Genomic DNA, 25,937 nt, shown 5'->3' with positions numbered 1-25,937 from the left:
TACAACGGTGCGTTTACAACGGTGTATTTCAGAACGGTGGTGCTGACGTGTCGTCTGTCTCGGGTTGTTGGTTGTCGGGTGGGTCGGGGTAGGCGATGATGCCGGATCGTCTGGGATTGGTGGGGATGTGTGGCCTCAGGTCGTTGCCGAGGATGGGTACGGCTGTTCCGTTGGCGGGCAGGGTGATTCGTGAGGTCTTCGAGGTGGAGGTCCACAGAATCGCGCCACCGGGGAGCATGACGGCTTTCCAGTAGCCGGCGGTTTTGACGGTGTGGTGGAACTCGCAGAGGCATTGGAGGTTGTTGACGGTGGTCCAGCCGCCGCCGAGGGGGTTGGTGTGGTCGAACGGCATGACGTGATCGAGTTGGCAGCGGTCGGCGGGGCGGTGGCAGCCGGGGAAGCGGCAGTGTCGGTCGCGGAGGCGGACCGCGGCGGTGGTGAGGGTGTCGGGTCGGTAGGTCAGGGCGCGGTCGGTCAGTGGATCCCGCCCGACAGATTTTCCGAGTGTGGGGTCCGCTGCAAGGGCTGCTTCGAGAGCAGTAGCCAGTGATGCGTTGCCGAGGTAGAGACCGGCGGGTGTGTGCATGCTTCGGTTGTTGCACGGGATTGCGGAGGACAGATCGAAGGCAGAGCTGTGCCGTGTGCCCCGGACGACGGGTGTGTGGGTGCAGAACAGGGCTGCAGCGGAGGTGAGCGACTGGAGGCGACACTGAGGTCGATCGTCGCCAGGTGCCGGGTCGGTCGGGCCGGGCTCTGCTGGGACTGGATCCGGTAACGAACCTTGCTCGGACGGAGGCCTCGGAGTAGGCGGTGACGCGGTGTCCGCCGCTGGTTCAGGTACTGCCGTCGGATCGGCTGTTGTAGAGCCGGATGCCGTTGTGGAGCCGGATGCCGTTGTGGAAGAGCCTGATTCCGAACAGCGCGGTGCGATATCAAGTGCCGGCGATGTCAGTTCCGCAGGTGATCGTGGAACTGTCGCCGGTTCGGACGATTCCTCACGGTCGGTGTCCGACGTTGCCTCCGCTGGCGGGTCGGACACCGGCGCCCCTGAGCGTACTGCCGCGTGCTTCCGGACAGGATCGGCGGCACCCAGGTCGGGGGTTGCCGACGGGTCGGTCGCAGGTACGGGCGTGGACTCTTCGGTCTCGTCGACCTTGTCTCCCGCTGAACTGGCCGAAGTCGGTTCGGTCGACGAACCAGCCTCCGCCCCCGAAGCCATAGCCGACCCCATTCCCTCATCGGCATCAGCATCACCAGCCGCATCAGCAGCCGAATCCGCGTCTTCGTCTCTGTCTGCGCCTGCGTCGGCATCTGCGTCTACGTCTGGTTCCGTCGCTGTTCCCGTTCCTTCTCCCGCCTCTGGTCCTGTTGCAGCCCCTGCCTTCTCGCTGTCCGAGCGTCGTTCCCATTCCCCGGTCTCCGGGTTCTGCACCGCCAGTCCCAGTTTCTCGGCGAGGGTGACAGCGTCGGTGAGCAGGATCTGCCACTGACTGTTCCGTGCCAACTCCCGCGCGAGATCGGGGTCGATCGATCCATGACCGGCCAGGTACGCCGGGTTGGCGAGCAACCCGATGAGGGTGGCGATGTCGACGCTGACCATCGTCAACGGCACCCGGCGATCGGGCAATGCTGCATCTTTTTTCGGGCAGTCGTCGCGTCGGCACAGGCATGTCAGGCGGGGTTCGCCGTGCATGCGGGCCATGAACGCATCACACAAGCGATCTTGTTTGCCGCGAGGGTCTTTCGGGCAGAGGGTGTCGGCCATCTCCTCGAGCAACTGCCATGCGGCGGCGGCCTCGGGGGCGGTCAGCTCGGCCCGGATGCGGGCCAGCTCCCCGGCCGGGCCGTACGAAACATGACGGAACCGCTTCGCGAACTCCCGCAGCGCTGCCGCTTCTTCGGGCGCGACCCGCAGCAGGATGTCCCAGATCTCCTTCTCCAGCGGACCCGGTGACGACCGACGGGCCGCCTCGACGATCTCATCCTCGACCATCGTGACGATGTCATCGGAGAGGTTGTCGAGGATCCGGCACACCGTCCGTACCCGCGGGAGGTCGATCTCCCCGGACTCGAATGCGGACCGCAGCAGTGGGAGTCGGGTATGCAGGGCGACGCCCACGGAGACGTACGATTCGGCTACCGTCGCCGAACATCCCAACGCCACTGCCATCTCGGTGCGTCCGTACCGGCTGTAGTGCTTGTGCTTGGTGTCGTGGGTGATCCAGTCGCAGTGCACGCGGTAGCAGGCGTTGACCTTCCGTGCAGCGTGACGATTTTCTGCCTGCGCGGCAGCAGTCAACGCCTCCAGCGACACGGTCGGTACTGCACCCATTTTTCACCCCCCGGTGAGCAATATTTCAGAACATGCGTTCGAACTGAAGGAAGACTATCTCGACCCACCGACAAGAACGCACAGGCCGCACAAAGGTCGGCTGGCCTGCCGCTATCCGACGAATCGTTCTACACTCCGACCCATGACCGAGCCCGATTCCACCGCGGCCGAGCTGGACGAGTTGCGTGCCCAGGCCAGCAGCGGCGACCAGGATGCACTCGACCAGTTGGTCGAACTCGCAGGCTCTCGAAACGACCTCGACGAACTGCGCTCCCTCGCCGACGCAGGCAGTACCGATGCCGTCGACATCCTGGTCGAACTTGCCGGTGAACGCGGTGATCGCGTCGAGCTGCACAGGCTGGCGGCCGCAGGCAGCCAGGACGCCGCGGACATTCTGGACGAGCTCGACAGCTAACCGGGGCCTGGCCGCTCCCCCAGTTGCAGGGTGAGTCGGTGCGCCGCATCGAGGAGCATCTTGCCCAGCTCCCGTCGTCGATCGTCGCGGAATCGTGTCTCGACACCGGTCAAGCTCAGCGCCCATGCCGGCTTGTCGGCGCGATCGAACACGGCGGCACCGAGCCCCCAGCTACCCTCCACGAGCAACGCCGGATTGACGGCGAATCCCGTGGAGCGGGTATGCGCTATCCGCCTGCGAATCTCCACGGCGGAGTGACTCTCTCCCCACTCCGGCACCAGGTTCACGGCATCGAGATACTCGTCGACCTCCCGATCCGGTAGGTGCGCAAGAATGGCCAACCCTGCGGACGCCACTCCGAGCGGCAGCCGGATTCCCTCGTACAGCACATGCGAGCGCAGCGGAAAACTTCCCTCCACTCGGAGCAGGCACACCGTCTCCGAACCCCGACGGGCCGACAAAAACGCACTCTCACCACTCTCGGTTGCCAACGCCTGCACAACTTTTCGCGCCTGGTCGGTGATGTCGTACCGCAGGGCCGCCATGGACCCCAGCAGGTAGATCTCCGGCCCCAGCGACCAGCGGCCGGTCGCAGTGTCACGATCGACGAATCCCTGTTCGGCGAGCGTGGAGAGCAGGCGATGGGTGGTGGGCCGCGCGATACCGGCCGCCCGCGCGAGGGCAGTGGTGGAGGCACCGGACGGCTCCTCGGCTCCCGCTGCCCGCAGCAACGAACAGATCTTCCCGATCACACTCGCGTTGGCCTCCGATGACGTCACCAGAGGATCGTACGTCCATTCAGTGAACACCGTTCCTCAATCCGTTCACCGACCGAGCAATCAGAGCCGTTCTTACCACAACGAACTGCAGCTCAGGTTCACTGAAGTCATCGTTTACTCAACGAACACATCAGGAGTTCTTGTGACAGGAAAGACCTACGCATCCGCTGCCGACGCGGTCGCGGACATCGGCCGTGGGGCGACCATCGCGGTCGGCGGCTTCGGGCTGTGCGGTATCCCGGACGCTCTCATCGAGGCCATCGCGAACACCGACGCCGACGAGCTGGAGGTGTTCTCCAACAACTGCGGCGTCGACGGCTACGGACTCGGAATACTGTTGGCCGCCGGACGCATTCGCCGCGTCACCGCCTCGTACGTCGGAGAGAACAAGGAATTCGCCCGGCAGTACCTCGCCGGCGAACTCGAGGTCGAGCTGACCCCTCAGGGCACGCTCGCCGAACGACTCCGCGCCGGCGGCAACGGCGTTCCCGCATTCTTCACCCCCGCCGGAGTCGGCAGCCCCATCGCCGACGGCGGAATGCCGTGGCGATACAACGCCGACGGCTCGGTCTCGATCGCATCGCCGCCCAAGGAAACGCGAGTGTTCGGCGACAAGCGGTACGTACTCGAAGAGTCGATCAACGCCGACTTCGCGCTGGTGCACGCCGAAACAGGCGATACAGCAGGAAATCTCGTGTTCGACAAGACTGCGATGAACTTCAACCCCCTCGCCGCGATGGCCGGCAGAATCACCATCGCGCAGGTAGAGAATCTCGTGGAGCCGGGCGAGATCGACCCAGCCCACGTACATCTTCCCGGCGTGTTCGTTCAACGCGTCGTGCATACCGGGCCACAGGACAAGCGCATCGAAAAGCGCACCGTCAGTTCAGGAGTTCGAGCATGAGTGCAGGATGGACACGCGACCAGATGGCCGAACGCGCCGCGGCGGAGATGATCGACGGCGAATACGTCAACCTCGGCATCGGACTGCCGACGCTCATCCCGGGGTACCTCACCGACGACGTCAAGGTCACCCTGCACTCGGAGAACGGCATCCTGGGCACCGGCCCTTACCCCACCGAGGACAAGGTCGACGCCAACCTCATCAATGCGGGCAAGGAGACCGTCACCGTCAATCCCGGTGCCGCGTACTTCGATTCGTCGTTGAGCTTCGGAATGATCCGCGGCGGCCACATCGATACCGCGGTACTCGGCGGCATGCAGGTCTCCCGCACCGGCGACCTCGCCAACTGGATGGTGCCCGGCAAGATGGTCAAGGGCATGGGCGGCGCGATGGACCTCGTACACGGTGCCCGACGCGTCATCGTCGTCATGGAACATACCGACCGCGACGGCAATCCCAAGATCCTCGACGCCTGCACTCTGCCTCTCACGGGCCAGGGCGTCGTGAATCGCATCATCACCAACTTGGCCGTCATCGACGTCGTCGGCGACGGCACGCTCGAGCTGGTGGAACTGGCACCGGGCGTGACCGCCGAGCAGGTCACCGCCGCAACCGGATCGACTCTGAAAAGCTGAACGACTGTTGGCTCGAAACACTGTGGGCCCGAACATCCGAAGACGTTCGGGCCCACAGTATTACGTTCTAGTCCGGAATCATGTCGAACGTATCCGGATTCGGTCCGGTACGACCCTGCTCACCCTTGTCGAGAGCCGTGATGGCGTCGACATCGGCGGAGCTGAGCTCGAAGTCGAAGATCTCGAAGTTGGCCTTGACCCGCTCCGGCGTCACCGACTTCGGGAAGATGATGTTGCCGCGCTGAATGTGCCAGCGGAGCACCACCTGCGCGACGGATTTGCCTGCCGCGTCGGCGATTCGCTGCAGTTCCGCGTCGTCGAGGACGTTACCCTGAGCGATCGGCGACCACGCTTCGGTGGGGATGGCATGCTCACGGCCGTAGGCCCATACGTCGTTGTTGACGAAGTACGGGTGCACCTCGATCTGGTTCACCGCGGGGACCGTATCGGTCTCCTCTGCAAGGCGATCGAGGTGAGCGGGCTGGAAGTTGGAGACACCGATGTTGCGGGCGCGGCCGTCGGCTGCGAACTCCTCCAACGTCTTCCACGTGGATACGAAATCGCCGTCGTAGCGGGTGGGAAGGGGCCAGTGGATGAGGAAGAGGTCCACGTAGTCGGTTCCGAGGTCGCTGAGCGTCTTGTCGAACGCCTTACGCGCGTCGTCGGGCCGGTGAAAACCGTTGTTGAGCTTGCTGGTGACGAAGACCGATTCGCGATCGATTCCGGAGTTACGGATGCCCTCGCCGACCTGCTTCTCGTTGCCGTACATCTCGGCGGTGTCGATGTGTCGGTAGCCGATCTCGAGCGCCGTTTCGACGGCCTTCGCGGTCTCCTCCGGGTCGATCTGGAAGACGCCGAAGCCGAGCTGGGGAATCTGCTTGCCGTTTCTGAGCGTGACGTTGGGTACCTGAGTCATATGGCCGGGGTGCCCGCCCACTCTCGCCTTCAAACCGGGTGAAATGATGCGTGCGTGATAGTGCAGCGCATCCGGCGCGTCGTAGACGGAGTTGCCGAGAAATTCGGCCGGTCCACCTCCGCTCTGATTGCCCCCGAGCGCCACTTCGACCCGGCGCACCCGTGGTTCCTCACCGCGCCCGAGCGGGGCAACGACGACACTCGAATTTCGGCGTGGACCGAAGGCAACCGCGTCGAGAATCTGGTGCACGGCAAGACCTACTTCGCTGCACTCGCACGAGCCCTCGAGCAGACCGAGCGCGACGATCTGGTGCTCTTCACCGATTGGCGCGGCGACCCGGAGCAGCTCCTCACCGACGACGGCGTGACCGTCGAAGATGCTCTGGCCGCCGTCGCGCACCGCGGTGGCATCGTCAAGGGAATGGTGTGGCGCTCCCACATGGAGACCCTCGGATTCACCGGCCCGAAGAACCGCAAGCTCGCGCTGCGGCTGGAGGAGGCAGGCGGCGAGGTCATTCTCGACCAGCGCGTGCTGGTAACCGGTAGCCACCATCAGAAGTTCGTGGTCGTGCGGTACGGCAGGAAAGATCTGCCCGACGTCGCGTTCGTCGGTGGCATCGATCTGGCCCGTGCTCGACGCGATGATGCCGATCATTTCGGCGATCCTGTCTCACGTCCCTTCCCACCCGAGTACGGCGAGATTCCCGCGTGGCACGACGTGCAGGTGCAGATCGAAGGCCCGGCGGTGCGAGACGTGGAAGACGTCTTCCGCGAACGCTGGGAAGACCCAGCGGCTCTCTCCCGTTTGCCGTGGCACGCGATACCCGACCTGCTGCGCGGAGTCACGCGCGAACCGTCGGAACTCCCTCCGGCGGCGCCGGCCCCGGAGCCGGAGGGCACGTGCTCGGTGCAGCTGTTGCGCACCTATCCCCGCCGACGCCCCGCCTACCCGTTCGCCACCAAGGGCGAGCGCAGCGCGGCCCGCGCGTACGCCAAAGCTCTCGACAGGGCCACCGAGCTGATCTACATCGAGGATCAATATCTGTGGTCGGTCGACGTGGCTCGTGTCTTCGCCGCAGCATTGCGTCGAAAGCCGAATCTGAAGTTGGTGGTGGTGGTCCCCAAGCACCTCGACGACGACAGCAATTTGACCATTCCTTCTGCGCTGCTGGGACACTCGGCTGCGCTCGGGGTCATCCGCGCGGCCGGCGGTGATCGCGTACTGGTACTCGACATCGAAAACGACCGTGGCATACCGGTATACGTGCACTCGAAGGTCTGCATCATCGACGACTTGTGGACCGCGGTGGGATCGGACAACTTCAATCGCCGCTCCTGGACCCATGATTCGGAGCTGACCGCGGCCATCGTCGACGAGCAGCGCGACGATCGGGCACCGTTGGACCCGGCGGGCCTCGGCGACGGTGCCAGAACCCACGCACGGAACCTGAGACTCGAACTGATCCGCGAGCACCTGGGACGGGCCGACGGCGACGACGCAGACCTCGTCGACCCGCAGCAGTTCTTCGATGTGGTCTCGGCCAGCGCGACCGCTCTCGACAACTGGCATCGCAACCCGTCCGCCAAGTCCCGGCCCGTCGGCCGACTGCGCAGGCACGAGATCTCGGTGCCGCCCGTCTGGCAACAGCGACTCGCCGCACTCGCCTACCGGTTGTTCGTCGACCCCGACGGACGACCCATCGGGATGCGCCTGCGTCGTCGGTTCTGAAGACATCTTCGACCGACCCTTCCCGCTCAATCCGTTTCGGACCTGACAAATCGGGCATTCGCGATCGGTGCCTTCCTCCTCTCGTACACCCACTGCCCTCGTCTTCGCACCGTCTCCGCTTCTGACGGTGACTCTCGACGCCGCCCCGAACGGCAGTACCGAATTGCACGTACACGCAGGCGGTCAGGGTCACTGGATCGCGCGAATGGCGTCGGTGCTCGGTCTCGATGTCACCCTCGCCGGGGTCTTCGGCGGCGAGATCGGTGCCGTGCTGCGCGGCATCATCGAGAGTGAGGGCATCTCCGTCGTCTCCATCGATATCGGCCAGGAAAGTGGCTCCTACGTGCACGATCGCCGCAGCGGAAAGCGTGAGGTACTGGCCACGGTCGACCCGCCGCCGCTGGCCAGGCATGCACTCGACGATCTGTTCGGCGCGGCACTTGCCACCGGTGCCCGTAGCGACGTCGCGATCCTCGGCGGTCCGCATGCCGACGACATCGTGCCGGCCGAGGTGTACGAGCGGCTGTGCGCAGACCTGCGCGCGCTCGATGTCCCGGTGGTAGCCGACCTGTCGGGACCGACGATGCAGGCTGCTCTCACCGGCGGTCTCACGGTGCTCAAGGTCAGTCACGAGGATCTCATCGCCGACGGCGGTGCCGAGTCCGAAGACCCGAAGCACCTGATCGAGTCGATGCGAAAGATGCACGACGCCGGTGCCGAGGTCGTCGTGATCTCACGAGCGGGAGACCCGGCGTTGGCTCTGGTGGAGGGCGACGCGCTCGAGATCGTCACCCCGGGTCTGCAGATGGTCGACCACCACGGAGCAGGCGATTCGATGAGCGCCGGCATCGCCGCCGGAATCGCCCAGGGAATGTCGATGCAGGAGGCGCTACGGCTGGGCGGAGGCGCGGGCACCGCCAACGTCACCCGCCGCGGCCTCGGTAGTGGCCGAAAAGATCTGGTACTCGGGCTGACCGAATCGGTGGACGTGCGTCCGTACAGCAAGGCGGGCAAGAAATGAGAGCCCTGATCACCAACGACGACGGCGTGCACAGCGACGGCATCGCCCTGCTGGCACGGGTGGCCCTCGATGCCGGCCTCGACGTCGTGGTGGCCGCGCCCCACGAGGAGCGCAGTGGTGCCAGCGCTTCGTTGACGGGGATGGGCGTCGACGACCACCTCGGTATCGAGCTGACCGAGATCGACGGCCTAGCCGATGTGACGGCCTATGCGGTGCAGGCCTCGCCGGCCCTCATCGCGTTCGTCGCCACGAGAGGGGCGTTCGGCGACGTACCGGACTTAGTACTCTCGGGTATCAATCACGGCCCCAATACCGGTGCTGCCGTTCTGCATTCGGGAACGGTGGGCGCAGCGTTGACAGCCCTGACGCACGGGGTTCCCGCCATGGCGCTGTCGTCGCTCGCCACTCGGCCGTCGCATTGGGAGACCGCCGAACACGTCGCACACCTGGCCGTGACATGGATGGTCACGCACCTGACCGTCGATGCCGTGGTCAACGTCAACATTCCCGACGTTCCCCTCGCCGACTTCGCCGGAATCGTCCCGGCGTCACTGGCTCGCTACGGCGCGGTGCAGGCCGAAATAGGAGACCGCGGAGAAGATTTCGTCACCGTCCGGTTCGACGCGATCCAGGCCGAAGACGACGACTCCGACGCCTCCTTGCTGGCCCGAAACTGGGCGACCGTCACCGCACTGCGTCCCCCGAGCGAGGTGGACCGCGTCGATCTGTCGACGATGTGCGAGTGAGCTCGGCACGCCGGGCAAACCAGAATTGTCGGTGCCCTCGGGCACACTGGGAACTACGCACCGCACATGCCACGGACCTAGGGGGTCACCGCGTATGACGTTCCATTCTGTAGTTCCACCGTTTCTGCTCGAACGGCTCCAGGGAGCCGGTGCCCGCGCCACACTGCTCGCCGACCGTGAGATGCGGGCGGGACGAGAAGTCGTTCAGGCACGTACCGCCATCGCGCCGCGGACAGGCGGCACACTCGAACGCACCATCTCCGACGCGAAATCGACCCGCGACCTCCCGGGCCAGCAGGTCCGCGCCGAGGGTGAGGATCCCACCGGTGATGCCGCAACCGACGAGGCATACGACGGTCTCGGCGCAACGTACGCGTTCTTCGACGAGGTCTACGGGTACTCGAGTCTCGACGGCAGCGGCCTGCCCCTCGACGCGACGGTGCACTACGGCCAGGACTACGACAACGCGTTCTGGGACGGCTCACGCATGGTGTTCGGCGACGGTGACGGCGAGGTGTTCGCACGCTTCACCATCTCGCTGGGCGTCATCGCGCACGAACTGGCACACGGGTTCACGCAGTACACCACCCCGCTCGAATACAAGGACCAGGCCGGCGCACTGAACGAGTCCGTCTCCGACGTCTTCGGCGCACTCGTCGAGCAGTACACCGCGAAGCAGAACGCCGAGGATGCCTCGTGGCTGATCGGTGAAGGTCTGTTCCTGCCTGCTGTGCAGGGCAAAGCGCTGCGCTCGCTGCTCGAGCCGGGCACCGCGTACGACGACGATGTGTTGGGCAAGGATCCGCAGCCGGCGAGTATGGACGATTTTGTCGTCACCACCGAGGACGAGGGCGGGGTGCACATCAATTCGGGTATTCCCAACCGTGCGTTCGCCGTTGCCGCGACCACTCTGGGAGGTCCGGCGTGGGACCGCGTCGGGCAGGTCTGGTTCGACACGATGACCGCCGGGGGACTCTCGCCGACAGTGGACTTCGCCGGCTTTGCCGCCGCAACACGCGCGGCGGCGAACAAGCGATTCGGAGCCGGGTCCGACGTTGCCGAGGCCGTGGCCACGGGTTGGTCTACCGTGGGGGTGAAGACAACCGGGAAGCCGAACGACGATCGGGTGTGATCGAGGGCAGATGAGCCTGCGCATCGAGGTACTACGAACCGGCGGTGTCGCCGGAATGTCCAAGCGTGGCATCGTCGAGACCGACGAGCCGGAATGGCAGTCGTTGGTCGAGGCCGCGCAGCCGTACCTTGCCGATCAGCAGGCCACCGACGCGGCCGAGTCGAACGCTCGCGACACATTCGTCTGGAGCGTGTCGGTGGGCGAGCATTCGTGCCGAGTCGGGGATTCTGCCCTGACCGGGCCCCTACGCGACCTCGCGGAGCGCACACTCCGCGAGGGCCGCGTCAGGTAGTTCAAGCCCTGTAGTCAGGCCTTCCACTCCTCGCTGCGTTCTTCGGTTGCCTTGCTCAGTGCCTCGACGGTGGCGTCGACTCCGAAGTCCTTGCCGTAGACCGGCGAACCGGGCTGCTGTCGCCAGGAATCTTCGAGGGTTCCGGCATCGACCGGGTCGAAGCCGAGCTCGTCGATGACCGAGAACACGAACTTCTTCGAGTCGTCGTCGTTGCCTGCGATCGGAAGCGCGATGCGCCCGTCGGTCCCGGCCGGTACGCCCTTCTCGAGCAAATGCTTGTACCAAATTCCGTTGAAGGCCTTGATCACCGGCTCACCGAGTTGTTGGGCCACCCACACGCTTTCGGGTGTTCCGCCTTCGATTTCCTCGATCAGCCCGTCGCGCTGCTGCGGGTAGTAGTTGTTCGTCTCGATGATCGGCGCTCCGGGCTTGCGAGCACTGGTGATTCCTGGAGCGAGGTCCGGAACGTTCTTCTGCGGGATACTCAGAATGACGAGGTCGGCATCCTCCGCGGCATCCGCGGCCCACACCGCGGTCGCTCCGGTTTCCGCCGCCAGGTCGGCAAGAGTCTCCGGATCACGCGAGTTGGAGAACCGAACCTCGTGACCGAGCGCTGCGAGTCGGCGCGTGAGCGTGCCGCCGATCTGTCCACTTCCGATGATGCCAATTTTCATGTCCGGAACAAACGATCCCGGACAGGATCTATTCCCGTCAGGACCCGACCGAGACTTTCGCGCGGGGCCGGCCGAACTTCATCGCCTTGTCCACGAGCTTGCCGTACCGCAGAACCGGCAGGTCACGGAAGTAGTTCATCCGCAGCTTCCACGGAGTTTCACTGCCCTGCCTCGGGAAGTTGTCCACGGCCCGCAGCACGTAACCGGCGGCGAAGTCGAGAAACGGCTCCTCGTCGACGGAGGGATCGCGTTCGAGCTCGACGGTGCTGTACCCGTTCTCGTCCATGTGAGCGAGAAGACGCATGACGTAGTTCGAGACCATGTCGGCCTTGAGCGTCCACGACGCGTTGGTGTACCCGACGACAAAAGCGAAGTTGGGGATGCCGGTGAGCATCATGCCCTTGTACGCCATGGTGCTGGGCAGATCCACGTCTTTACCGTCGACGCGGAACGTCGCGCCGCCGAGTGCGGACAGGTTCAATCCCGTTGCGGTGACCACGATATCGGCGTCGAGGTGCTGCCCGGACTTCAGCTTCAGGCCGGTCTCGGTGAAGCTGTCGATGTGATCGGTGACGATCGAGACCTCGTCCTTGCGGATCGAGCGGAACAGATCGTTGTCGGGCACCAGGCACAGCCGCTGATCCCACGGGTTGTAGGACGGGGTGAAGTGGGTGTCGAGGTCGTATCCCTTGGGCAGCCACCCCTCCTGGAGCTTCCGGATCCGCTTCTTCATGAATTCCGGGTACTTCTGGCTCAACGTGAAGATCAACATGGCCATCGACACGTTCTTGAGTCGAGTCACGCTGTACGCCAACTTCTTCGGCAGGCGCTTCCGCAATGCCTGCGCAATCGGGTCCTTGGACGGCAGCGAGAGGATGTAGCTCGGCGAGCGCTGCAGCAGGGTCACGTGCTCGGCATCGCGAGCGAGGTTGGGGGCCAACGTGATCGCGGTGGCACCACTGCCGATGACGACGATCTTCTTGCCCGCGTAGTCCAGATCCTCGGGCCAGTGCTGCGGGTGGATCACCTGACCACCGAAGTTCTCCTGGCCGGCGAATTCGGGACTGAATCCTTTGTCGTAGTTGTAGTAACCACTGCAGGAGAACACGAACGACGCGGTGATAGTTACTGTTTCGTCGGTGTCGCTACGCTGCGCAGTGACCGTCCAGAACTGCTGCTCGGACGACCATTCGAGGGCAATCACCTTGTGGTGGTACCGAATGTGCTTCTCGACGCCTGCTTCTCGCGCAGTCTCGACGATGTAGTTGCGGATGTCGGTGCCGTCGGCGATGGACTTCTCCCCCATCCACGGTTTGAAGCTGTAGCCGAGGGTGTACATGTCGGAATCGGAGCGAATACCGGGGTAACGGAACAGATCCCACGTGCCACCGATCGCCCCGCGGCTTTCCAGGATGGTGTACGTCTTCCCGGGCAGATCGTGCCCGAGGTGACGCGCGGCCCCGATGCCGGACAGGCCGGCACCGATGATGAGGACATCGACCTCGGGGGTCGTCAGTACGGCAGTCATATCAGCAACGATTCCTTAGGTGGGGGGTCAGCTGGTCTTGTTGCGAGCGCTCTCGGACCTACCGAGGCGAGCTACTTCTTCGTCCATCTTGGGCAGGATGGTCGGCACGTGCGCCAGCATGCTGCGATCGCCGACGCGCGAGGTGATGACGGCCTTGAACCAGGACGCTGCACCCACCCATCGCGGTACGTACACGCGACGCTTGCGCTTGGCCAGGCCGTCGACGAAGGCGTCGACGCACTGCTCGACGGTCATCGTCTTGCCGAGGGGGCCGGGCAGTACCGCAAGCAAGTCCTGGAATGCCGTGAGATCGGATTTGGCGTCCTGCACCATCGGTGTGTCGATCCACGCCATGTGCGCGGAGCCGACGTCCACACCTCGGTAATTGACCTCCAGCCGAAGCGCATTCGCGAAATGCTCGGCCGCAGCCTTGCTCGCGTTGTAGGCCGCCAGCCCGGGGCAAGGGGTGAACGCTGCCAGCGAGGAGACGACGAGGATGTAGCCGTTGCGTTCGATCAGCGACGGCAATGCAGCGCGGACGGTGTTGAACACGCCCATCACGTTGATGTCCATGACGCGTTGGAACGTGGTCGGGTCCACCTGCATGATCGAGCCGTAGCTGGCGATTCCCGCATTGGCGAGCACCAGATCGATGCCGCCGAACGCCTCGATCCCGCCGTCGACAGCGCGCTGCATGTCGTCCAGATTTCGGACGTCGGCGACGAACGCCTCGGCCTTCAGCTGCGTCGCCAACTCTCGCAGCGGGGCCTCGTCGACGTCGACGAGTACCAGCCGGGCACCTTTGCCTGCCAGGTCGCGCGCAGTGGCGGCACCGATTCCCCGTGCTGCTCCGGTGATCAGAACCACCTTGTTCCGTAGCGTCGACGCCGCCATGTGCTCCCCCTCGATGCGAATGCTTGTCTGCGAACACTTTGCATCTGATACCGAGCGGTGTCAAGATCTGTGTGTGACCACCCATCACAGTGAAGTCGGCCGCACCTACCGAGGTGCCGATCCGCAGCAGCGGCAGCAGGAGCGTCGGATCCGCCTGCTCGACGCAGCCGTCGAAGTATTCGGCACCACCGGCTATCGGACCGCGACGGTCGAGAAGGTGTGCAGCGAGGCGGGCCTGACCAAGCGCTACTTCTACGAGTCGTTCACCAACAGCGAAGACCTGCTGATGGCCACCTACGCCCGCGCCACCGACGCCATGCGCGAGAGCATTCTCGCCGGAGCAGCGGCCGAGACGGATTCCAGCGAACAGGTGCTCCGAGGGGCACTCACCGGCTTCTTCACGTTCGTCGCCGAGCAGCCCAAATCGGCTCGAATTGCCTTCGTGGAAATCCTCGGCGTATCCCCTACCGTCGACGCGCTGTACCGCAAGACCACCACCTCGTTCTCCGCGACGGTGCTACAGGTGGCCGAGACCGTCGGGTCCAGCCGCGGCCTGGCCGGGCCGAACCGTCGAACATTGGCGATGGGACTCGTCGGCGCGGTCCTCACCATCGCCCAACAGTGGCTGCTTTCCCCGGAACGCGAACCTCTCGAATCCGTGATCGCGAGCGCCCACACCATTCTGGCCGCTGTGGTGTTCGGACGCGTCGACGGCTAGCGGCAGGGTCGGAACCAGAAAGCTCAGGCTCTGCTCTGCAGAGGCTCCACCGGTGCGTCCGCGGTGGATCGTTCGCCGGATTTGACGACGACCACGCCGAGCAGAACCAGTGCGCCACCGGCCAATTGGATCGGTGCCGGAGCCTGCCCGAGCAGCAGCCACGCGAAGACAAGTGCGGCAACAACTTCCATCAATCCCATGAACGACGCCAACCGCGACCCGAGGCGTCTGCCGGCGGCGATCCCGAGCACGTAGGCCAATGCGGCGGTTACGACGCCGAGGCCGATGATCGGAACCCACCACGGAACGACCGCATCGACGAAGGTGACATCGGTGAGCGGGGCAGCGAACGGGATGATGCCGATGAGTCCGGCAACCAGCAGGATGAGCCCACCCGTGAGTAGGCCTGCCCCGGCGAGCACGATCGGCGGAAGTCCGTTGCTCTCGTCGGCAGAGAGCACCCAGTAGACGGCTGCGCCGGCCATCGAGCCCAGTGCCCACAGCACGCCGACCGTGTCGATGTCGGCTCCGGAGATCAGGTCGAGCACCAGCACCAGACCCATCGCAGCCAACAGCGCACCCACCACGGTCAGGCGGCCCGGACGCTGCTGGTGCCTGAACCACATCCACCCGATGACGGCCACCGGCGAGGTGAACTCGATCAGCAGCGCCACGCCCACCTCCATACGTCCGACGGCGTTGAAGAAGGCGAGCTGGCAGCCGGCCACCGCAAACGCTCCGTACGCAAGGAGCAGCTTCCAGTTCTTCGCCAGCAGGCCCCACCGCCCGCGCAGCGCGAGGATCGACGGAATCAGCAGGACGGCTGCCGCCAACAGAATCCGTGCGGTCACCGCGGCCCCGGCCGTCCAGCCGGCGTCGAGCAATCCCGTGGCCAGCGAACCGGAGAGCCCGAACGACGCGGCCGAGAGCAACGCGAACCCGAGCCCCGACAGCCGGCGCGAGCGGGCAGCAGCGTCGTGTGTGGCCGCGAGATCCACCGTCGTGTCATGAGTGTAAGCCGTCATGACATGTGACAGTAGAGACCGACTTGGTAAGGTGTCAACATGCTTTTTGCTCATGACGCAGAACTGTCGCTTCTGTCCGCCGTGGCATTGGTCAACTCCGCCGAGGATCCGGACACGTTGACAACACGCAACGAGCTGGCCGAGTTCTTCACCGAGCAGGGCTACTCCGGCCGCTTCGACGGCGACGACACCGAGCTCGAGGCGGTGAGGGCACTGCGTCCGACCCTGCGCGCTCTACTCACCAGCAGCCGCGAAGACGCCGTGGTCGAGGTCAACCGACTGCTGGCCGAGTCCTCGGCCCTGCCGCGACTGGTCCGCCACGGAGACCTCGACTGGCACGTTCACGCTGTGGCCGACGACAGTCCGCTCGCGACCCGCATCGTCGTCGAAACCGCGATGGCGATGATCGACGTCATCCGCGCCGACGAGCTGTCCCGCTTCGACGTCTGTGCCGATCCGGACTGCAACGGGTTGGTTCTCGATCTCTCACGCAACCGCTCACGCCGGTTCTGCAGCACGACCTGCGGCAACCGAGCGGCAGTTGCCGCCTACCGCGCACGTAAGGCCCAGTAGCGGAGGCATAGTCGACGGACTTCCGGGTATCCGGGGATGGAACTTAGCGAGAGGAACATCCCCCATGGTCGAGAAAAGGCCTTCCAAGACAAGCTGGGCACGGGCGGTCGAGAACATGTTGGCCGTCATCTTGATTTTCGCCGGAATCGCGGCCGCAGGAGGTCTGATCGCCGCCTTGGCGGGCGGCTTCGAAGGGTGGGCCATCGTTGCCGGTGTCACCGTCGTCGTGCTGTTCGGTGCCGCGTTCTTCGCCGTTCGAGACGGTGCCCGACGCCGCGCTCGTGAAATCGACACCGTCGTCTACGCACCCGACAGCACCGACCAATTGTTCGACGTCGACCCGAACACCGGTGAGCGAACCCCCCACCGCGAATAGTTCGACGTACTGTGCTTTCGGTGAATCACGAGGTCATGATGGCACCGATTCGAGACGGACGATCGAATCGGTTCCGAGAAAGAACACCCCCGACGCGGTCTCGACGATCGAACCCGACTCGGTGAATCCGTCGGACCGTTCGGGCAGTGGCCATCGCCACCGCACGTCGTTCGATTCCGTGGTGGCCACGAGCGCGTTCTCCTCGAACGAATAAGCGGTGTTGCCGACGGTCGTCTCGGACGCGTACGGATCGCGCAGCGTCCACACGTCCGCACCGCCTGCGTCGACGACGGTTGTATCGGAGGTCAATTCGAGACCTTCGAGCGGCGTTCCGGTACGGGGATCGAAGAATGTGGCCTCACCGCCGAGGGTGACAAGGCCTCGTCCGTCGGACACGTGAATCAGCGGGCCCTCGACGCCGTCCCAGCCCGCGAAGGACGTGATCGGGCGCGACCACATCCGATCGAGGGCATCGATGGAACCCCCGTGCAACACCGATTCGCCGTCCTCGGGGTTGCCCTCGAGCAGGAAGACGGACTGCCCGTCGCTCTCGATGGCGTACGGGAACCAGGCTTCGGGGATCGGCGTTCTCCGTGCCTCCCCGTCGTCCACGCCGATCCTCACGATGGACGGGACGTCGGAATACGAATCCAGACAGACGATGTCGTTACCCACGAGCTCGCTTGCGCACTGGTCGACACTGCCGGGTGACTTCTTCCACCGGATACTCCCGTCCTCGGCATCGATGGCCACGAACTCGATCGAATCCACGGAATACGACCGAGGATTCGGCAGTCCCGCGGCAGTGACGAGAACATCACCGGCGTCGATCACCCCGGCGACACTCGAATCGAATTGCAGATTTGCTGCGGGAGAACGAAATGCGGCGAACTCGCGTCCGTAGACGGTCTCCGCGTCGATCTGCCACGTCGGGTCGAGGATTGGCCCGGTCGGTGCCTGCGTGGTTGTCGTCTCCTCCGAGAACGTCGGTGTCATAGCCTGGACGTCCGACGGCTGTTCGACGGGAACATCCTGCATCGATACCACGACGACTGCAGCGACGACGGATACGGCGGCAACAGCCACCGCAACTCCGGCTCGAATGGTGGACCTTCTCTGCGAATCAGTCATGGCCACTGCGCAATCGGAGCCTGCGCCACAGCATCGAGCACCTCGAAAGACAGTGGTTCCGGCAACACCAGCGGTGCGTACTGGGTGGGGTCGAGGTCGACCGTCGAGCGAACCGACACCTGCACCCCGGACGGTCGTGTCACTGTTACCGAACGCGTGAGCTGTGTGGTGCCGTCCTCGGAGACGAAGCTGTTCATGATGTCGGCGTCATAGCTTTCGACCACCGAACCGTCGGGCAGCGTTCGTGTTTCGATGACGGGTCCGTACGCGGACTCTGGATCGTAGGGATCGAGTGGCACTGGAAGTTCCACACCTCCGGATACCGAGATGTACAGCCCCACGCGAGTTCCGACCACCTCCAGGTCGGTGCACACACCCGAGCTGTATCCGCCGGGAACGAGGGACCCGATCGGTCGATTCAGTGCGGGTGTGTTCGGAATCGCCTGCCACGCTGCCGCCAACGCGTCGTTCGCCGCGGCCACAGCCTCCGGGCGTACGTCGAGTTCGGTCCCGGAGCCCTGCGCCGCGATATAGCAATCCTGCCGAGGCGCAACACTTCCCTCCGGGGCGGGCACCGTGACACGCAGCTCCGGCAACGCTGCGATGCGAGCCAACTCCGATGACTCGAGCGGAAGTTCGGCCGACTCCGTGCCGGTGAGATTCGCGATCACCTGCGTTCCATCCGGGTGATATGCGGTGGCCGTGCGGAAATTCGTTCGGTCGCCGGCATATTCGTACCAACTTTCGTCGGTATCGATGACCGTGCCGTCCGACTGGGTGGTTCTGGCATCGAGCGCGCCTGCGACACAGGCCGGCACGCCGGCGTCAGAGGGTCGGACACTGATGCTTGCGAACGCCGACGTACCAGACCTTTCCAACTCGCCCATGGCATCGGTGCTGGGTTGTAGTCCCACCGGAACATCGTCGCCGTCATCCTCCACTGGTTGAAACACGAGTGACATCGACGGCGTCGCCAAACTGATTGACACATCGCCGGGCAAGGCTGCAAGCACGGCGTCGGACATTGCACCGGCTTTGCCCGATGTGAGCCACGGATAGTCGGGGTTGTCATATGACGGAGACCCCTGAACGATCGACGACGTCATGAACGCCCCGCCCTCACCCGACGGTGGCGGCTCGACCTCCGCGCACCCCGGGATGTCCACCGGATACTCGATCGGCTCGGACACAACTTCGGAATCACCGACGGCGACAGCCGACTCCGGCGATCGAAGCAGACCCGCCGCAGCGACCCCGAGGGCCACGACCGTGACGATGACGGATACGTCGATGATGGCGTTGTATCTTCTTCCTTCGGGCACTAGGAAACAATACAGACCCAGCGGAAGGTTTTTCAGCTGTAGCGCTCTTCGACATCAGCCGGTGGTCAGCACCGCCAGCATGCTCGAACTCGGCGCGTATCGACTGATCCACGTCGCTTGGACGGCGTGATAAAGATCGGGTTTGCCGCTCCACACCGTCGCCGCCGGAACATTGTCGGAATCGAGTTCGTGATGCCAGGAGCCGCCGACGTGGTCGATGAAGGAGTCGGCGGCGACGTCCCACCATTCGCGATAGTCGTTGCCGTACCGATCTTCTCCGGTGTGACGCCCCAGTGTCGCGGCGGCGGCGACCGCCTCGCACAGCACCCAGTGCAAGCGCTCGGTCACCACGGGACGTCCGGACCAGTCGGTGGTGTAGACGAACCCCGGGGTCGGGCCGGGTTGCCAGCCATCCAGCGCCGCTCGGTGATACAGTGACTTCGCCGACTCGACATAGTCGTGGCCGTGGGCGCTGGTCGCAACCATGCTGGCCTGCACCAGAAGTCGTGCCCACTCGAATCCGTGACCCACCGTCGCCCCGTACGGCTTGAACTGGTTGGCGGTGTCGTCCGAATTGAACTCGAGCTGCGGAATCCATTCTGCAGTGAAGTGTTCCGGAATGCGCCAGTCGTTGGCCGCAGCCCACGTGCACACGTTGTCGCAGATGCATACTGCACGTTCACGCCAGATCGTGGGCGCACCCGCATCGACGGCAGCCAACAGCGCTTCGACCATGTGCATGTTGGCGTTGATTCCGCGGTACTCGTCGAGTTCGGTCCAGTCGGCAGTCCATGTGTCCGCGCACATTCCGTAGTTCTCGTCCCAAAAACGTGCGGCCACGACGTCGAGGGCTTCGTCGAGAAGACCCCGACCATCAGGGTGCCCCGCGGCGGCGGCAGCCGAAGCGGCCAGCACCACGAACGCATGTGTGTACGCGTTCTTGACAGCATCGGGCGAGGTCGCGTCGGCGCTGGACTCGAACCACCCGCCGTTCGTGCTGTCCCGCAACGTCGTCAGTAGGCCGTCGAACACTCGATCGGCTTTCCTGCGAGACCCGGGATACCCCTGGACCGACGCCAGGAAGTGCACGTGCGCCATCCGTGCGGTGATGTACGTCAGCGCCGGGTGATCGAGATCGGGGTTCCCGCGGTCGTCCAACCACGCCGCGCCACCGGCCGGGTGGTCGAGTGAGGTTCCGAAATCGAGAAGACGAGACGATTCGGTGTCGAGCCACAGCTGATGCGATGGAAGGGTCCACCAAGTGCGAAGATGTCCGGAGCTCATGTGTTCATTGTGCGCTGTGCTCGATGGACTGGGCCGAAGTCAGCGAGAGACGCTGTAGCGCATGTAGACCCACCCGGAGGCCGCGAACACTCGGTGCTCTTCCAGAGCCAGGTCGAGGTGCTGCCCGACCGGAAAGTAGGGCTTCCCGCCGCCGAGGATTGTCGGCAGGAGGATGACCTCGAATTGATCGATCTCGTCGACCAGCGACTTCGCCAGTGCGGCACCGGCGACGGCTATGGTGCCCTCGGTCTCTCGTTTGATCCGCTGCACCTCGGCGACTGCATCGGCACTGCGCACCAACCGACACCCGTCGGCAACGGAGTCGAGGGTGTCGGAGAAGACCGTGCGCGGCGTGTCTACGTACAGCCGTGCGAACTCCGCCTCGATATCCTCGCCGTCGGCGCGTTCCGGGGCCGTCCAGAAGTCCTCCATGGCCTCGTACATTCGACGGCCGAACAGGAAGGCCGCGGTCTCCTCCGTCTGACGATTGAAGAATCGATGCGTCTCCGCGTCGGGCATGGCGTAATCGAGACTGCCTGCGGAGTCCTCGACGAAGCCATCGAGGGAAACGATCATGTTGTACGTCAGAATGGCCATGTCACTCCTGAGGTCGGTGGGTTTGTCAGTATCGACCTACGCACCGACGAGAAGTCACCGGTCGGCGGGTCATTTCAGAATGGCCGTCGCCTCGACCTCGACGAGTACGTCGGGCTCGAACAAATAGTCCACTCCGATCAGCGATGCCGGTGGCATCGGAGTCGGCAGTCCGATCTCGTCGGCGACGCGCGTGACGCCGTCCATGAACTCGTCGATCAGCTCGGTAGCCCAATGCGTGACGTAGAACGTCAACCGCAGAACATCCTCGAATGTCGCTCCGGCACCGGTCAATCCGATCGCGGTGTTGCGGAGCGCCTGCGCGACCTGCCCGGCCAGGTCGTTCTCGGCAACCGCCGACCCGTCACCGTTCCGTGCAATCTGGCCGCTGACGTGGATATGTCGAGAACCCTGACCCACCGCCACGTGGTGATACGGGGTGGGTTGCATCATGCCGGACGGGGTGAATCGAGTGACGCTCAAGGTGTTCCCTTCGTAGAAGAAATTCAGGTATACCGTTGATACCTGGTACACAAAGGACACTTCAAGGGAACCTGGTTTCATGACCGATACCGCCGACGGCAACTCAGAACTGACGATCACCGCCCCGCACCGTGAACTGCTGGATCAGGTGCTCGACAAATGGTCGCTGCAAGTACTGAACGAATTGTGCGAGCGCCCCTGCCGATTCAACGATCTCCGGCGCGCGATTCCTGAGGTGACTCAGAAGTCCCTCACCGCAACTCTGAGGAAGCTCGAACGCAACGGGATCATCGAACGCACGGTTCTGAGCACCCGCCCGGTGGCGGTGGAATATCGAATCACCCCCCTGGGCAAAACGCTTCGGGCTCCCGTCGACGTCCTGCTGGCGTGGGCAACCGCGCATATGGACGACATAGACCGAGCGCGAGACCGATTCGATGCCCTATGACGGCACCGATGACACCTCGGCACGCTCGGACAAACGGGTGATGAAGCGCGCGATCTCTGTCGGCTTCTCCTCCGCCATGAAGTGGCCTGCGTCGATGGCCTCGTAGGTCAGATCAGGTGCCCAGGCACCCCAGAGCGCGGCCGCGTCGAAGCCCAGTTGTGAACCCCAGTCCTGAGATATCACCCCTACGGGCATGGCGAGACGCCTGCCGTCGATGCGGTCCTGTAGATCCATCTCGAGGTCGATGCCGGCAGTCGCTCGGTAGTCGGCAACGATGGAGTCGACTGCGTCCACCGAGCTGTCGATGTAGTGCTGACGGACTTCGGCCGAGAACGTCGAGCCGTCGGGGTCCCACGCGTCGAGAAAAGAACCGAAGAATTCGGCAGCAACGGCCCGAATCATCCGCTCAGGCAACCCCGCAGGCTGCGCCATCAAGTACAGGTGCCAGGCCACCTTCGCGTCGATTCCCCGCAGAACTTCCCAGGTATCCGCCGTCGGCAGCACATCCAGGATGCCCAGGTACTGCACCGCCGACGGGTGATCGAGTGCCGCACGAACGCCCACGAGCGCGCCGCGATCGTGGCCCACCAACCCGAACCGCTCGAACCCGAGTGACTGCGTCACCCGCACGACGTCTCTCGCCATGGTGCGCTTCGAATAGGTCGTTGCATCACGCTCGGCCGGCTTCGAGCTGGCGCCGTATCCCCGGAGATCGGGCACGACGACGGTGAAGCGGGACACCAGTTCACGCGCGACATCTCGCCACATGTAGTGGGTCTGCGGAAAGCCATGCAGCAGAACCAGTGCCGGGCCGTTGCCTGCTACGGCGACACTCGATTCGACCTCTTCGTCGACCGCAATCATCGTGTAGTCGAAATCGTCGATCTTCATGTCGTTCATCGTTGCTCCTCGTTCGTTCTGTGATCGGGGTGGCCGGAGAAGATCCCCGGCGGAAGCCGGCGGGTCGTGAGTGCCGAGGCCTTCAAGGCGGGGATGACAACCGAATCGATCAGCGATGCGAGGTAGCTGTCATCGATCGAGAGCCCGTTGAGGCGCCGAAGCAGAACCACCGAGCCGACCACTTCCTCGAATGGAAACGGGTCCGCCCCCTCGGGTAGCTCACCGCGGCGTATCGCAGCATCGAGTACCGAATTCGGGAGCCGCGAACCGGTGGGGCCGGTCGCTCGCTCGATCTTCTCGCATAGGTCAGGGTCCTCGAGCCCGGCTTGCAGGAGTAGTAATGGCATCGAGCTGTCTGCGGCAGTCATGCTGTGCCGCAGGCGTGCACACAGCGCCAGGAGGTCTCCCCGCAAGGTTCCTGTGTCGATCTCGTCCGAGTCGACGCGCTGCGCCGGACCGGCTTTGACAGCTGCGATAACCATCTCGCGCTTGGTCTTCCAGCGTCGGTACAGAGTGGCTTTCGACGCTCCGGCTCTACGTGCGACCCCCTCGAATGTCACGGCGTCGTAGCCGACTTCACCCAGCAGGCCGATGACTGCGTTCAGAATTTCGGCTTCCCGTTCCACGTCCCGCGGACGCCCTACGGACGTGGACGGCTGCTCACGTTCCTCGTTCCCATTACGATACGGCACGTTTCGTACCGTATCACGTGACCACTGCTCCCACCTCTTTTAATCAGTTCACGTGCTCCACGACCCGTGAGAGGGTGAACATCGTCATCGACGATCAGAAGGGTCAACCGTGTCTGCCAGCTCGACCGACCGCACCACGAACGCACCCGAGGTCCTCGCCGCGCTGGCGACAATAGTTCGACCACAACGGATTCTGACTCTCGCGTCCGCAAGCGCCACAATTGCGCTGACGCGGGCGGTCGAATTGTCCGCACCCATGGTCTCGACCCGAATTCGGAGCGTTGTCACCGATCCCAACGATTCGAGCGTCGAAGATTTCGTTCGAGGGAACCAGCCCAAGTTCGATTTCCTCGAACCCATCTCGGGTTCCGTGTTCGACCTACCAGCGAGGCATCTACACGACATCGGTCCGTTCGACCTGGTCTGGATCGGTAGTGATTCTCTGGTGAACGATGCCCGGTTCCTGCATTGTGTGTGGCCCCACGTCGCGGCAGGCGGAGTTGTCGGTATCGACAATGCGATGCAGCACGCTGACGCGAACCCACTGTGGAACGCCATCCTGCATTTCGCCGCCGACGACGTCGAGGCCCTGTCGCTGCCGTCGCTCGGGATGGGCGACGCGACAGCGATCGGCCTCCTGAGGAGACGAACCGAGTCCCTCCGCCCCGTGAATTTCACCGACGAGATGGTCGCCTCGACCGGTGTGCCGGTGCGATTCGAGTCCATCGGCATTCACGACGATCCATCGTTGCTGGATCACGCAACCGGCGTTCTTCACGTTCTCGCGGACGCGGATCTTCGAGCGGTGCTGTTCGCGATCGGCGGTGGAGTCTCGACATTGGGCGCGCTTCGGTCCCACACCTCGCTGGCCGAGCGTGCGCTGAACAAGGCGGTCGCGCGTCTGATCGCCCTGTCGATCGTGTCTCGCACCGACGATGGGCTCGTCATCGACCGGTCGACGTTCGAGAGCTTCCTGCAACTCCCTCGTAGGACTCCCCCACCGACGGAGATGTCTCGATACAGCCGTGATCGACCCGCGTTCCTGAAAGCGATCGCAGACCAGATGAGCGAAACGACTTGGGCCACAAAGCATCACGTCAACGAGCTGTGCAGTCTCTTCGACGACGACTACGCAACACTACGACGCGAGCTCGTCGACACCGGATTCCTCGAGCGAAACAGCACGGGATCGATGTACCGGTCCAGCGGTCGAGCCCACAGTCAGCCGTAGCACCCGCATAGGTCCGAAACGCCCGAGGACGGGGTACTTCAGGTCCAGTAGAGCAGCTGCGCGTCGGGCAGGACCCCGCGAAGCTCGTCGGTGAACCAGCTGCGCATCTCGGCCATCGCGTCCTTGGGATAGACGTACTTCACTCCGCCGAACTTGTTTCTCTTTGCGGTGCGCGCATTTTCGTCCATCTCCAGTTTCGTGCCCGGATACCAGCTCAGCAGCACGTCTTTGCTCGACGGCGTGAACCGATGAGTGATGATTTCGGCGGTCAGATCGAGATCGGGGACATCACGCAACGCGTCGGCGACATCGGTGAGCAATCGCCCGTACTGCTCCCGCCATTCCGGGATGGGCATGATCGGGGCAATGGTGAGACCGACTCGGTAACCGGCCAGCGCCAACTGCCGCAGTGCCTCGATCCGCGCCGGCATACGTGCGGTTCCACCCTCGAATCGGTGTGCGATGTCATCTGCGTTGACCGACAGTCGAACTCGGGTGCGGCGACCATGGTCCAGCGTCACCAGCTCGTTGACGTCGTCGAATTTGGTGGTGAAACGCAGCGATACGTCGACGCCGTACGCACCCGCGCCCACTCTGCGAACGGCCTCCGCAAGGGACCCCGTCACGTGTTCGATCCCCAATGGGTCGGTGTAGCAGGACAACTCGAAGGTGGTGCCCTCGTGGCCCCGCTCCTCGGTGCCGGAGGTGATGGAACCACGGCCCGCATGAGTGCCGATACCGGCCAGGACGTCGTCGAGATTGGCGAACACTCTGGTGATCGGTGGCCCCGACAAAGAGCCCGCGAGATAGCAGTACTGGCAGTGCGCCGGGCACCCCTTCGCAAGGTCGATGCGCCAGTCCGCACTGGGCGGAATGGGTTGGGGTTTCAACACACTCGGCGGTGCCACCACCACGGCCATGGTCGTCTTGGCTTGCGCGTAGGTCTCTCGCTCGGACTCACCGCGCAATCCGGTCAGGCGATCGCCTGGGAGGATGTCGATGTCGTCGACCCCGGCCGCCTCGCAACGGCGAAGAATTTCTGCGGTGTGCGGTAACTCGGACGCGGATTTGGTGACCAGGACACGAGAGGGCGTCCAGAGTCGGGTGGGGGCAACCAGAGGATCATCCATTACTTCTCTTCAACGCACCGACAAGCGCAATGCT

27 protein-coding genes and 1 pseudogene are annotated in these 25,937 nt (G+C 64.1%); 13 read left to right on the top strand and 15 right to left on the bottom strand.

Annotated elements, in window-relative coordinates:
- Positions 1 to 28: 28 nt before the first annotated feature.
- Positions 29 to 2,332, bottom strand: a complete 2,304-nt coding sequence (locus ACQR3T_RS14120) for a DUF222 domain-containing protein (protein WP_428693820.1) — start codon at positions 2,330 to 2,332, stop codon at positions 29 to 31.
- Between the two features lie 142 nt (positions 2,333 to 2,474).
- Here ACQR3T_RS14120 and ACQR3T_RS14115 point away from each other — a divergent pair, with 142 nt between their 5' ends.
- Positions 2,475 to 2,747, top strand: coding sequence for a hypothetical protein (locus ACQR3T_RS14115; RefSeq protein WP_428693819.1), 273 nt, complete (start codon positions 2,475 to 2,477; stop codon positions 2,745 to 2,747).
- Here the strand turns inward: ACQR3T_RS14115 and ACQR3T_RS14110 are convergent.
- The gene (locus ACQR3T_RS14110) at positions 2,744 to 3,526 is read right to left on the bottom strand and encodes an IclR family transcriptional regulator (RefSeq protein WP_428693818.1); all 783 of its coding nucleotides are present in this window, start codon (positions 3,524 to 3,526) and stop codon (positions 2,744 to 2,746) included. The two genes, ACQR3T_RS14115 and ACQR3T_RS14110, sit on opposite strands and share 4 nt — an antisense overlap.
- Before the next feature lie 142 nt (positions 3,527 to 3,668).
- On the opposite strand from ACQR3T_RS14110, the gene ACQR3T_RS14105 reads away from it, so the two are divergent.
- Positions 3,669 to 4,430 (top strand): CoA transferase subunit A, encoded by a 762-nt coding sequence (locus ACQR3T_RS14105; protein WP_428693817.1) that lies wholly within the window; start codon positions 3,669 to 3,671, stop codon positions 4,428 to 4,430.
- Positions 4,427 to 5,065: a 3-oxoacid CoA-transferase subunit B gene (locus tag ACQR3T_RS14100; protein WP_428693816.1), complete on the top strand. Its 639-nt coding sequence runs from the start codon at positions 4,427 to 4,429 to the stop codon at positions 5,063 to 5,065. The genes ACQR3T_RS14105 and ACQR3T_RS14100 overlap by 4 nt, the downstream gene beginning before the upstream one ends.
- Positions 5,066 to 5,132: 67 nt before the next feature.
- Here ACQR3T_RS14100 and ACQR3T_RS14095 read toward each other — a convergent pair whose 3' ends face one another.
- Entirely contained in the window at positions 5,133 to 5,981 is an 849-nt protein-coding gene (locus tag ACQR3T_RS14095) for an aldo/keto reductase (protein ID WP_094609330.1), read from the bottom strand.
- A gap of 54 nt (positions 5,982 to 6,035) precedes the next feature.
- Here ACQR3T_RS14095 and ACQR3T_RS14090 point away from each other — a divergent pair, with 54 nt between their 5' ends.
- From ACQR3T_RS14090 to ACQR3T_RS14070, 5 genes are all read left to right on the top strand, one after another.
- On the top strand, positions 6,036 to 7,709 hold the full coding sequence (locus tag ACQR3T_RS14090) for a phospholipase D family protein (RefSeq protein WP_428693815.1): 1,674 nt from the start codon (positions 6,036 to 6,038) through the stop codon (positions 7,707 to 7,709).
- A gap of 67 nt (positions 7,710 to 7,776) precedes the next feature.
- On the top strand, positions 7,777 to 8,730 hold the full coding sequence (locus ACQR3T_RS14085) for a 1-phosphofructokinase family hexose kinase (protein ID WP_428693814.1): 954 nt from the start codon (positions 7,777 to 7,779) through the stop codon (positions 8,728 to 8,730).
- A complete protein-coding gene (surE, locus tag ACQR3T_RS14080; protein ID WP_428693813.1) occupies positions 8,727 to 9,476 on the top strand; it encodes a 5'/3'-nucleotidase SurE in 750 nt (249 codons plus the stop codon). Before ACQR3T_RS14085 ends, surE begins: the two co-directional genes overlap by 4 nt.
- 94 nt (positions 9,477 to 9,570) lie before the next feature.
- Entirely contained in the window at positions 9,571 to 10,608 is a 1,038-nt protein-coding gene (locus ACQR3T_RS14075) for a M4 family metallopeptidase (protein ID WP_428693812.1), read from the top strand.
- Positions 10,609 to 10,618: 10 nt separating this feature from the next.
- On the top strand, positions 10,619 to 10,900 hold the full coding sequence (locus tag ACQR3T_RS14070; protein WP_052065549.1) for a protealysin inhibitor emfourin: 282 nt from the start codon (positions 10,619 to 10,621) through the stop codon (positions 10,898 to 10,900).
- Between the two features lie 14 nt (positions 10,901 to 10,914).
- Here the strand turns inward: ACQR3T_RS14070 and ACQR3T_RS14065 are convergent.
- The 3 genes and pseudogenes from ACQR3T_RS14065 to ACQR3T_RS14055 all read right to left on the bottom strand — a co-directional run.
- Positions 10,915 to 11,589 (bottom strand): annotated as a pseudogene (locus ACQR3T_RS14065) (NADPH-dependent F420 reductase); the annotation flags it as partial.
- 22 nt (positions 11,590 to 11,611) lie between these two features.
- Entirely contained in the window at positions 11,612 to 13,102 is a 1,491-nt protein-coding gene (locus ACQR3T_RS14060) for a flavin-containing monooxygenase (protein WP_428693811.1), read from the bottom strand.
- 27 nt (positions 13,103 to 13,129) lie between these two features.
- Complete coding sequence (locus ACQR3T_RS14055) at positions 13,130 to 13,996, bottom strand: SDR family oxidoreductase (protein WP_032380077.1); 867 nt, start codon at positions 13,994 to 13,996, stop codon at positions 13,130 to 13,132.
- A gap of 73 nt (positions 13,997 to 14,069) precedes the next feature.
- Here ACQR3T_RS14055 and ACQR3T_RS14050 point away from each other — a divergent pair, with 73 nt between their 5' ends.
- Positions 14,070 to 14,714 (top strand): TetR/AcrR family transcriptional regulator, encoded by a 645-nt coding sequence (locus ACQR3T_RS14050; protein ID WP_032380076.1) that lies wholly within the window; start codon positions 14,070 to 14,072, stop codon positions 14,712 to 14,714.
- Positions 14,715 to 14,737: 23 nt separating this feature from the next.
- Here ACQR3T_RS14050 and ACQR3T_RS14045 read toward each other — a convergent pair whose 3' ends face one another.
- Positions 14,738 to 15,739: an EamA family transporter gene (locus tag ACQR3T_RS14045; RefSeq protein ID WP_428693810.1), complete on the bottom strand. Its 1,002-nt coding sequence runs from the start codon at positions 15,737 to 15,739 to the stop codon at positions 14,738 to 14,740.
- Positions 15,740 to 15,778: 39 nt separating this feature from the next.
- On the opposite strand from ACQR3T_RS14045, the gene ACQR3T_RS14040 reads away from it, so the two are divergent.
- Positions 15,779 to 16,312 (top strand): CGNR zinc finger domain-containing protein, encoded by a 534-nt coding sequence (locus ACQR3T_RS14040; protein ID WP_037149106.1) that lies wholly within the window; start codon positions 15,779 to 15,781, stop codon positions 16,310 to 16,312.
- A gap of 64 nt (positions 16,313 to 16,376) precedes the next feature.
- Positions 16,377 to 16,688: a hypothetical protein gene (locus tag ACQR3T_RS14035; protein ID WP_141215839.1), complete on the top strand. Its 312-nt coding sequence runs from the start codon at positions 16,377 to 16,379 to the stop codon at positions 16,686 to 16,688.
- Between the two features lie 33 nt (positions 16,689 to 16,721).
- Here ACQR3T_RS14035 and ACQR3T_RS14030 read toward each other — a convergent pair whose 3' ends face one another.
- The 5 genes from ACQR3T_RS14030 to ACQR3T_RS14010 form a co-directional block, all read right to left on the bottom strand.
- Entirely contained in the window at positions 16,722 to 17,819 is a 1,098-nt protein-coding gene (locus ACQR3T_RS14030) for a hypothetical protein (protein WP_428693809.1), read from the bottom strand.
- Positions 17,816 to 19,141, bottom strand: coding sequence for a hypothetical protein (locus ACQR3T_RS14025; protein ID WP_428693808.1), 1,326 nt, complete (start codon positions 19,139 to 19,141; stop codon positions 17,816 to 17,818). Before ACQR3T_RS14025 ends, ACQR3T_RS14030 begins: the two co-directional genes overlap by 4 nt.
- Before the next feature lie 54 nt (positions 19,142 to 19,195).
- Complete coding sequence (locus tag ACQR3T_RS14020) at positions 19,196 to 20,425, bottom strand: AGE family epimerase/isomerase (protein WP_428693806.1); 1,230 nt, start codon at positions 20,423 to 20,425, stop codon at positions 19,196 to 19,198.
- A 39-nt stretch (positions 20,426 to 20,464) separates the two neighbouring features.
- The gene (locus tag ACQR3T_RS14015; protein ID WP_428693805.1) at positions 20,465 to 21,022 is read right to left on the bottom strand and encodes a dihydrofolate reductase family protein; all 558 of its coding nucleotides are present in this window, start codon (positions 21,020 to 21,022) and stop codon (positions 20,465 to 20,467) included.
- A 69-nt stretch (positions 21,023 to 21,091) separates the two neighbouring features.
- Positions 21,092 to 21,472, bottom strand: a complete 381-nt coding sequence (locus ACQR3T_RS14010; protein WP_428693926.1) for a RidA family protein — start codon at positions 21,470 to 21,472, stop codon at positions 21,092 to 21,094.
- Positions 21,473 to 21,581: 109 nt separating this feature from the next.
- Between ACQR3T_RS14010 and ACQR3T_RS14005 the strand changes: the two genes are divergently transcribed.
- Positions 21,582 to 21,950 carry a winged helix-turn-helix transcriptional regulator gene (locus tag ACQR3T_RS14005; protein ID WP_428693804.1) on the top strand — a complete coding sequence of 123 codons (369 nt, stop codon included), beginning with the start codon at positions 21,582 to 21,584 and terminating at the stop codon, positions 21,948 to 21,950.
- Here ACQR3T_RS14005 and ACQR3T_RS14000 read toward each other — a convergent pair.
- Entirely contained in the window at positions 21,945 to 22,850 is a 906-nt protein-coding gene (locus tag ACQR3T_RS14000; protein WP_428693803.1) for an alpha/beta fold hydrolase, read from the bottom strand. The two genes, ACQR3T_RS14005 and ACQR3T_RS14000, sit on opposite strands and share 6 nt — an antisense overlap.
- Positions 22,847 to 23,542: a TetR/AcrR family transcriptional regulator gene (locus ACQR3T_RS13995; protein ID WP_428693802.1), complete on the bottom strand. Its 696-nt coding sequence runs from the start codon at positions 23,540 to 23,542 to the stop codon at positions 22,847 to 22,849. The genes ACQR3T_RS14000 and ACQR3T_RS13995 overlap by 4 nt, the downstream gene beginning before the upstream one ends.
- 109 nt (positions 23,543 to 23,651) lie before the next feature.
- Between ACQR3T_RS13995 and ACQR3T_RS13990 the strand changes: the two genes are divergently transcribed.
- The gene (locus ACQR3T_RS13990; RefSeq protein ID WP_428693801.1) at positions 23,652 to 24,773 is read left to right on the top strand and encodes a DUF2087 domain-containing protein; all 1,122 of its coding nucleotides are present in this window, start codon (positions 23,652 to 23,654) and stop codon (positions 24,771 to 24,773) included.
- Positions 24,774 to 24,811: 38 nt separating this feature from the next.
- On the opposite strand, the gene ACQR3T_RS13985 is transcribed toward ACQR3T_RS13990, so the two are convergent.
- Positions 24,812 to 25,903, bottom strand: coding sequence for a spore photoproduct lyase family protein (locus ACQR3T_RS13985; RefSeq protein ID WP_428693800.1), 1,092 nt, complete (start codon positions 25,901 to 25,903; stop codon positions 24,812 to 24,814).
- Positions 25,904 to 25,937: the final 34 nt, after the last annotated feature.

Origin of the sequence: Rhodococcus sp. IEGM1428 (assembly GCF_050321865.1) — a bacterium.
GTDB lineage: Bacteria > Actinomycetota > Actinomycetes > Mycobacteriales > Mycobacteriaceae > Rhodococcoides.
The sequence above is the reverse complement of the archived record's forward strand: the minus strand, read 5'-3'. Positions and strand labels throughout refer to the sequence as shown.

Bases quoted from the DNA above. Each gene is read 5' to 3' on its own strand.
- ACQR3T_RS14000 (WP_428693803.1), bottom strand. From the start codon at position 22,850: ATGAACGACATGAAGATCGACGATTTCGACTACACGATGATTGCGGTC.
- ACQR3T_RS14070 (WP_052065549.1), top strand. From the start codon at position 10,619: ATGAGCCTGCGCATCGAGGTACTACGAACCGGCGGTGTCGCCGGAATG.
- ACQR3T_RS14035 (WP_141215839.1), top strand. From the start codon at position 16,377: ATGGTCGAGAAAAGGCCTTCCAAGACAAGCTGGGCACGGGCGGTCGAG.
- ACQR3T_RS14095 (WP_094609330.1), bottom strand. From the start codon at position 5,981: ATGACTCAGGTACCCAACGTCACGCTCAGAAACGGCAAGCAGATTCCC.
- ACQR3T_RS14040 (WP_037149106.1), top strand. From the start codon at position 15,779: ATGCTTTTTGCTCATGACGCAGAACTGTCGCTTCTGTCCGCCGTGGCA.
- ACQR3T_RS14020 (WP_428693806.1), bottom strand. From the start codon at position 20,425: ATGAGCTCCGGACATCTTCGCACTTGGTGGACCCTTCCATCGCATCAG.
- ACQR3T_RS14015 (WP_428693805.1), bottom strand. From the start codon at position 21,022: ATGGCCATTCTGACGTACAACATGATCGTTTCCCTCGATGGCTTCGTC.
- ACQR3T_RS14060 (WP_428693811.1), bottom strand. From the start codon at position 13,102: ATGACTGCCGTACTGACGACCCCCGAGGTCGATGTCCTCATCATCGGT.
- ACQR3T_RS14030 (WP_428693809.1), bottom strand. From the start codon at position 17,819: ATGACTGATTCGCAGAGAAGGTCCACCATTCGAGCCGGAGTTGCGGTG.
- ACQR3T_RS14100 (WP_428693816.1), top strand. From the start codon at position 4,427: ATGAGTGCAGGATGGACACGCGACCAGATGGCCGAACGCGCCGCGGCG.
- ACQR3T_RS14045 (WP_428693810.1), bottom strand. From the start codon at position 15,739: ATGACGGCTTACACTCATGACACGACGGTGGATCTCGCGGCCACACAC.
- ACQR3T_RS14005 (WP_428693804.1), top strand. From the start codon at position 21,582: ATGACCGATACCGCCGACGGCAACTCAGAACTGACGATCACCGCCCCG.
- surE (WP_428693813.1), top strand. From the start codon at position 8,727: ATGAGAGCCCTGATCACCAACGACGACGGCGTGCACAGCGACGGCATC.
- ACQR3T_RS14075 (WP_428693812.1), top strand. From the start codon at position 9,571: ATGACGTTCCATTCTGTAGTTCCACCGTTTCTGCTCGAACGGCTCCAG.
- ACQR3T_RS14120 (WP_428693820.1), bottom strand. From the start codon at position 2,332: ATGGGTGCAGTACCGACCGTGTCGCTGGAGGCGTTGACTGCTGCCGCG.
- ACQR3T_RS13985 (WP_428693800.1), bottom strand. From the start codon at position 25,903: ATGGATGATCCTCTGGTTGCCCCCACCCGACTCTGGACGCCCTCTCGT.
- ACQR3T_RS14010 (WP_428693926.1), bottom strand. From the start codon at position 21,472: ATGATGCAACCCACCCCGTATCACCACGTGGCGGTGGGTCAGGGTTCT.
- ACQR3T_RS14115 (WP_428693819.1), top strand. From the start codon at position 2,475: ATGACCGAGCCCGATTCCACCGCGGCCGAGCTGGACGAGTTGCGTGCC.
- ACQR3T_RS14055 (WP_032380077.1), bottom strand. From the start codon at position 13,996: ATGGCGGCGTCGACGCTACGGAACAAGGTGGTTCTGATCACCGGAGCA.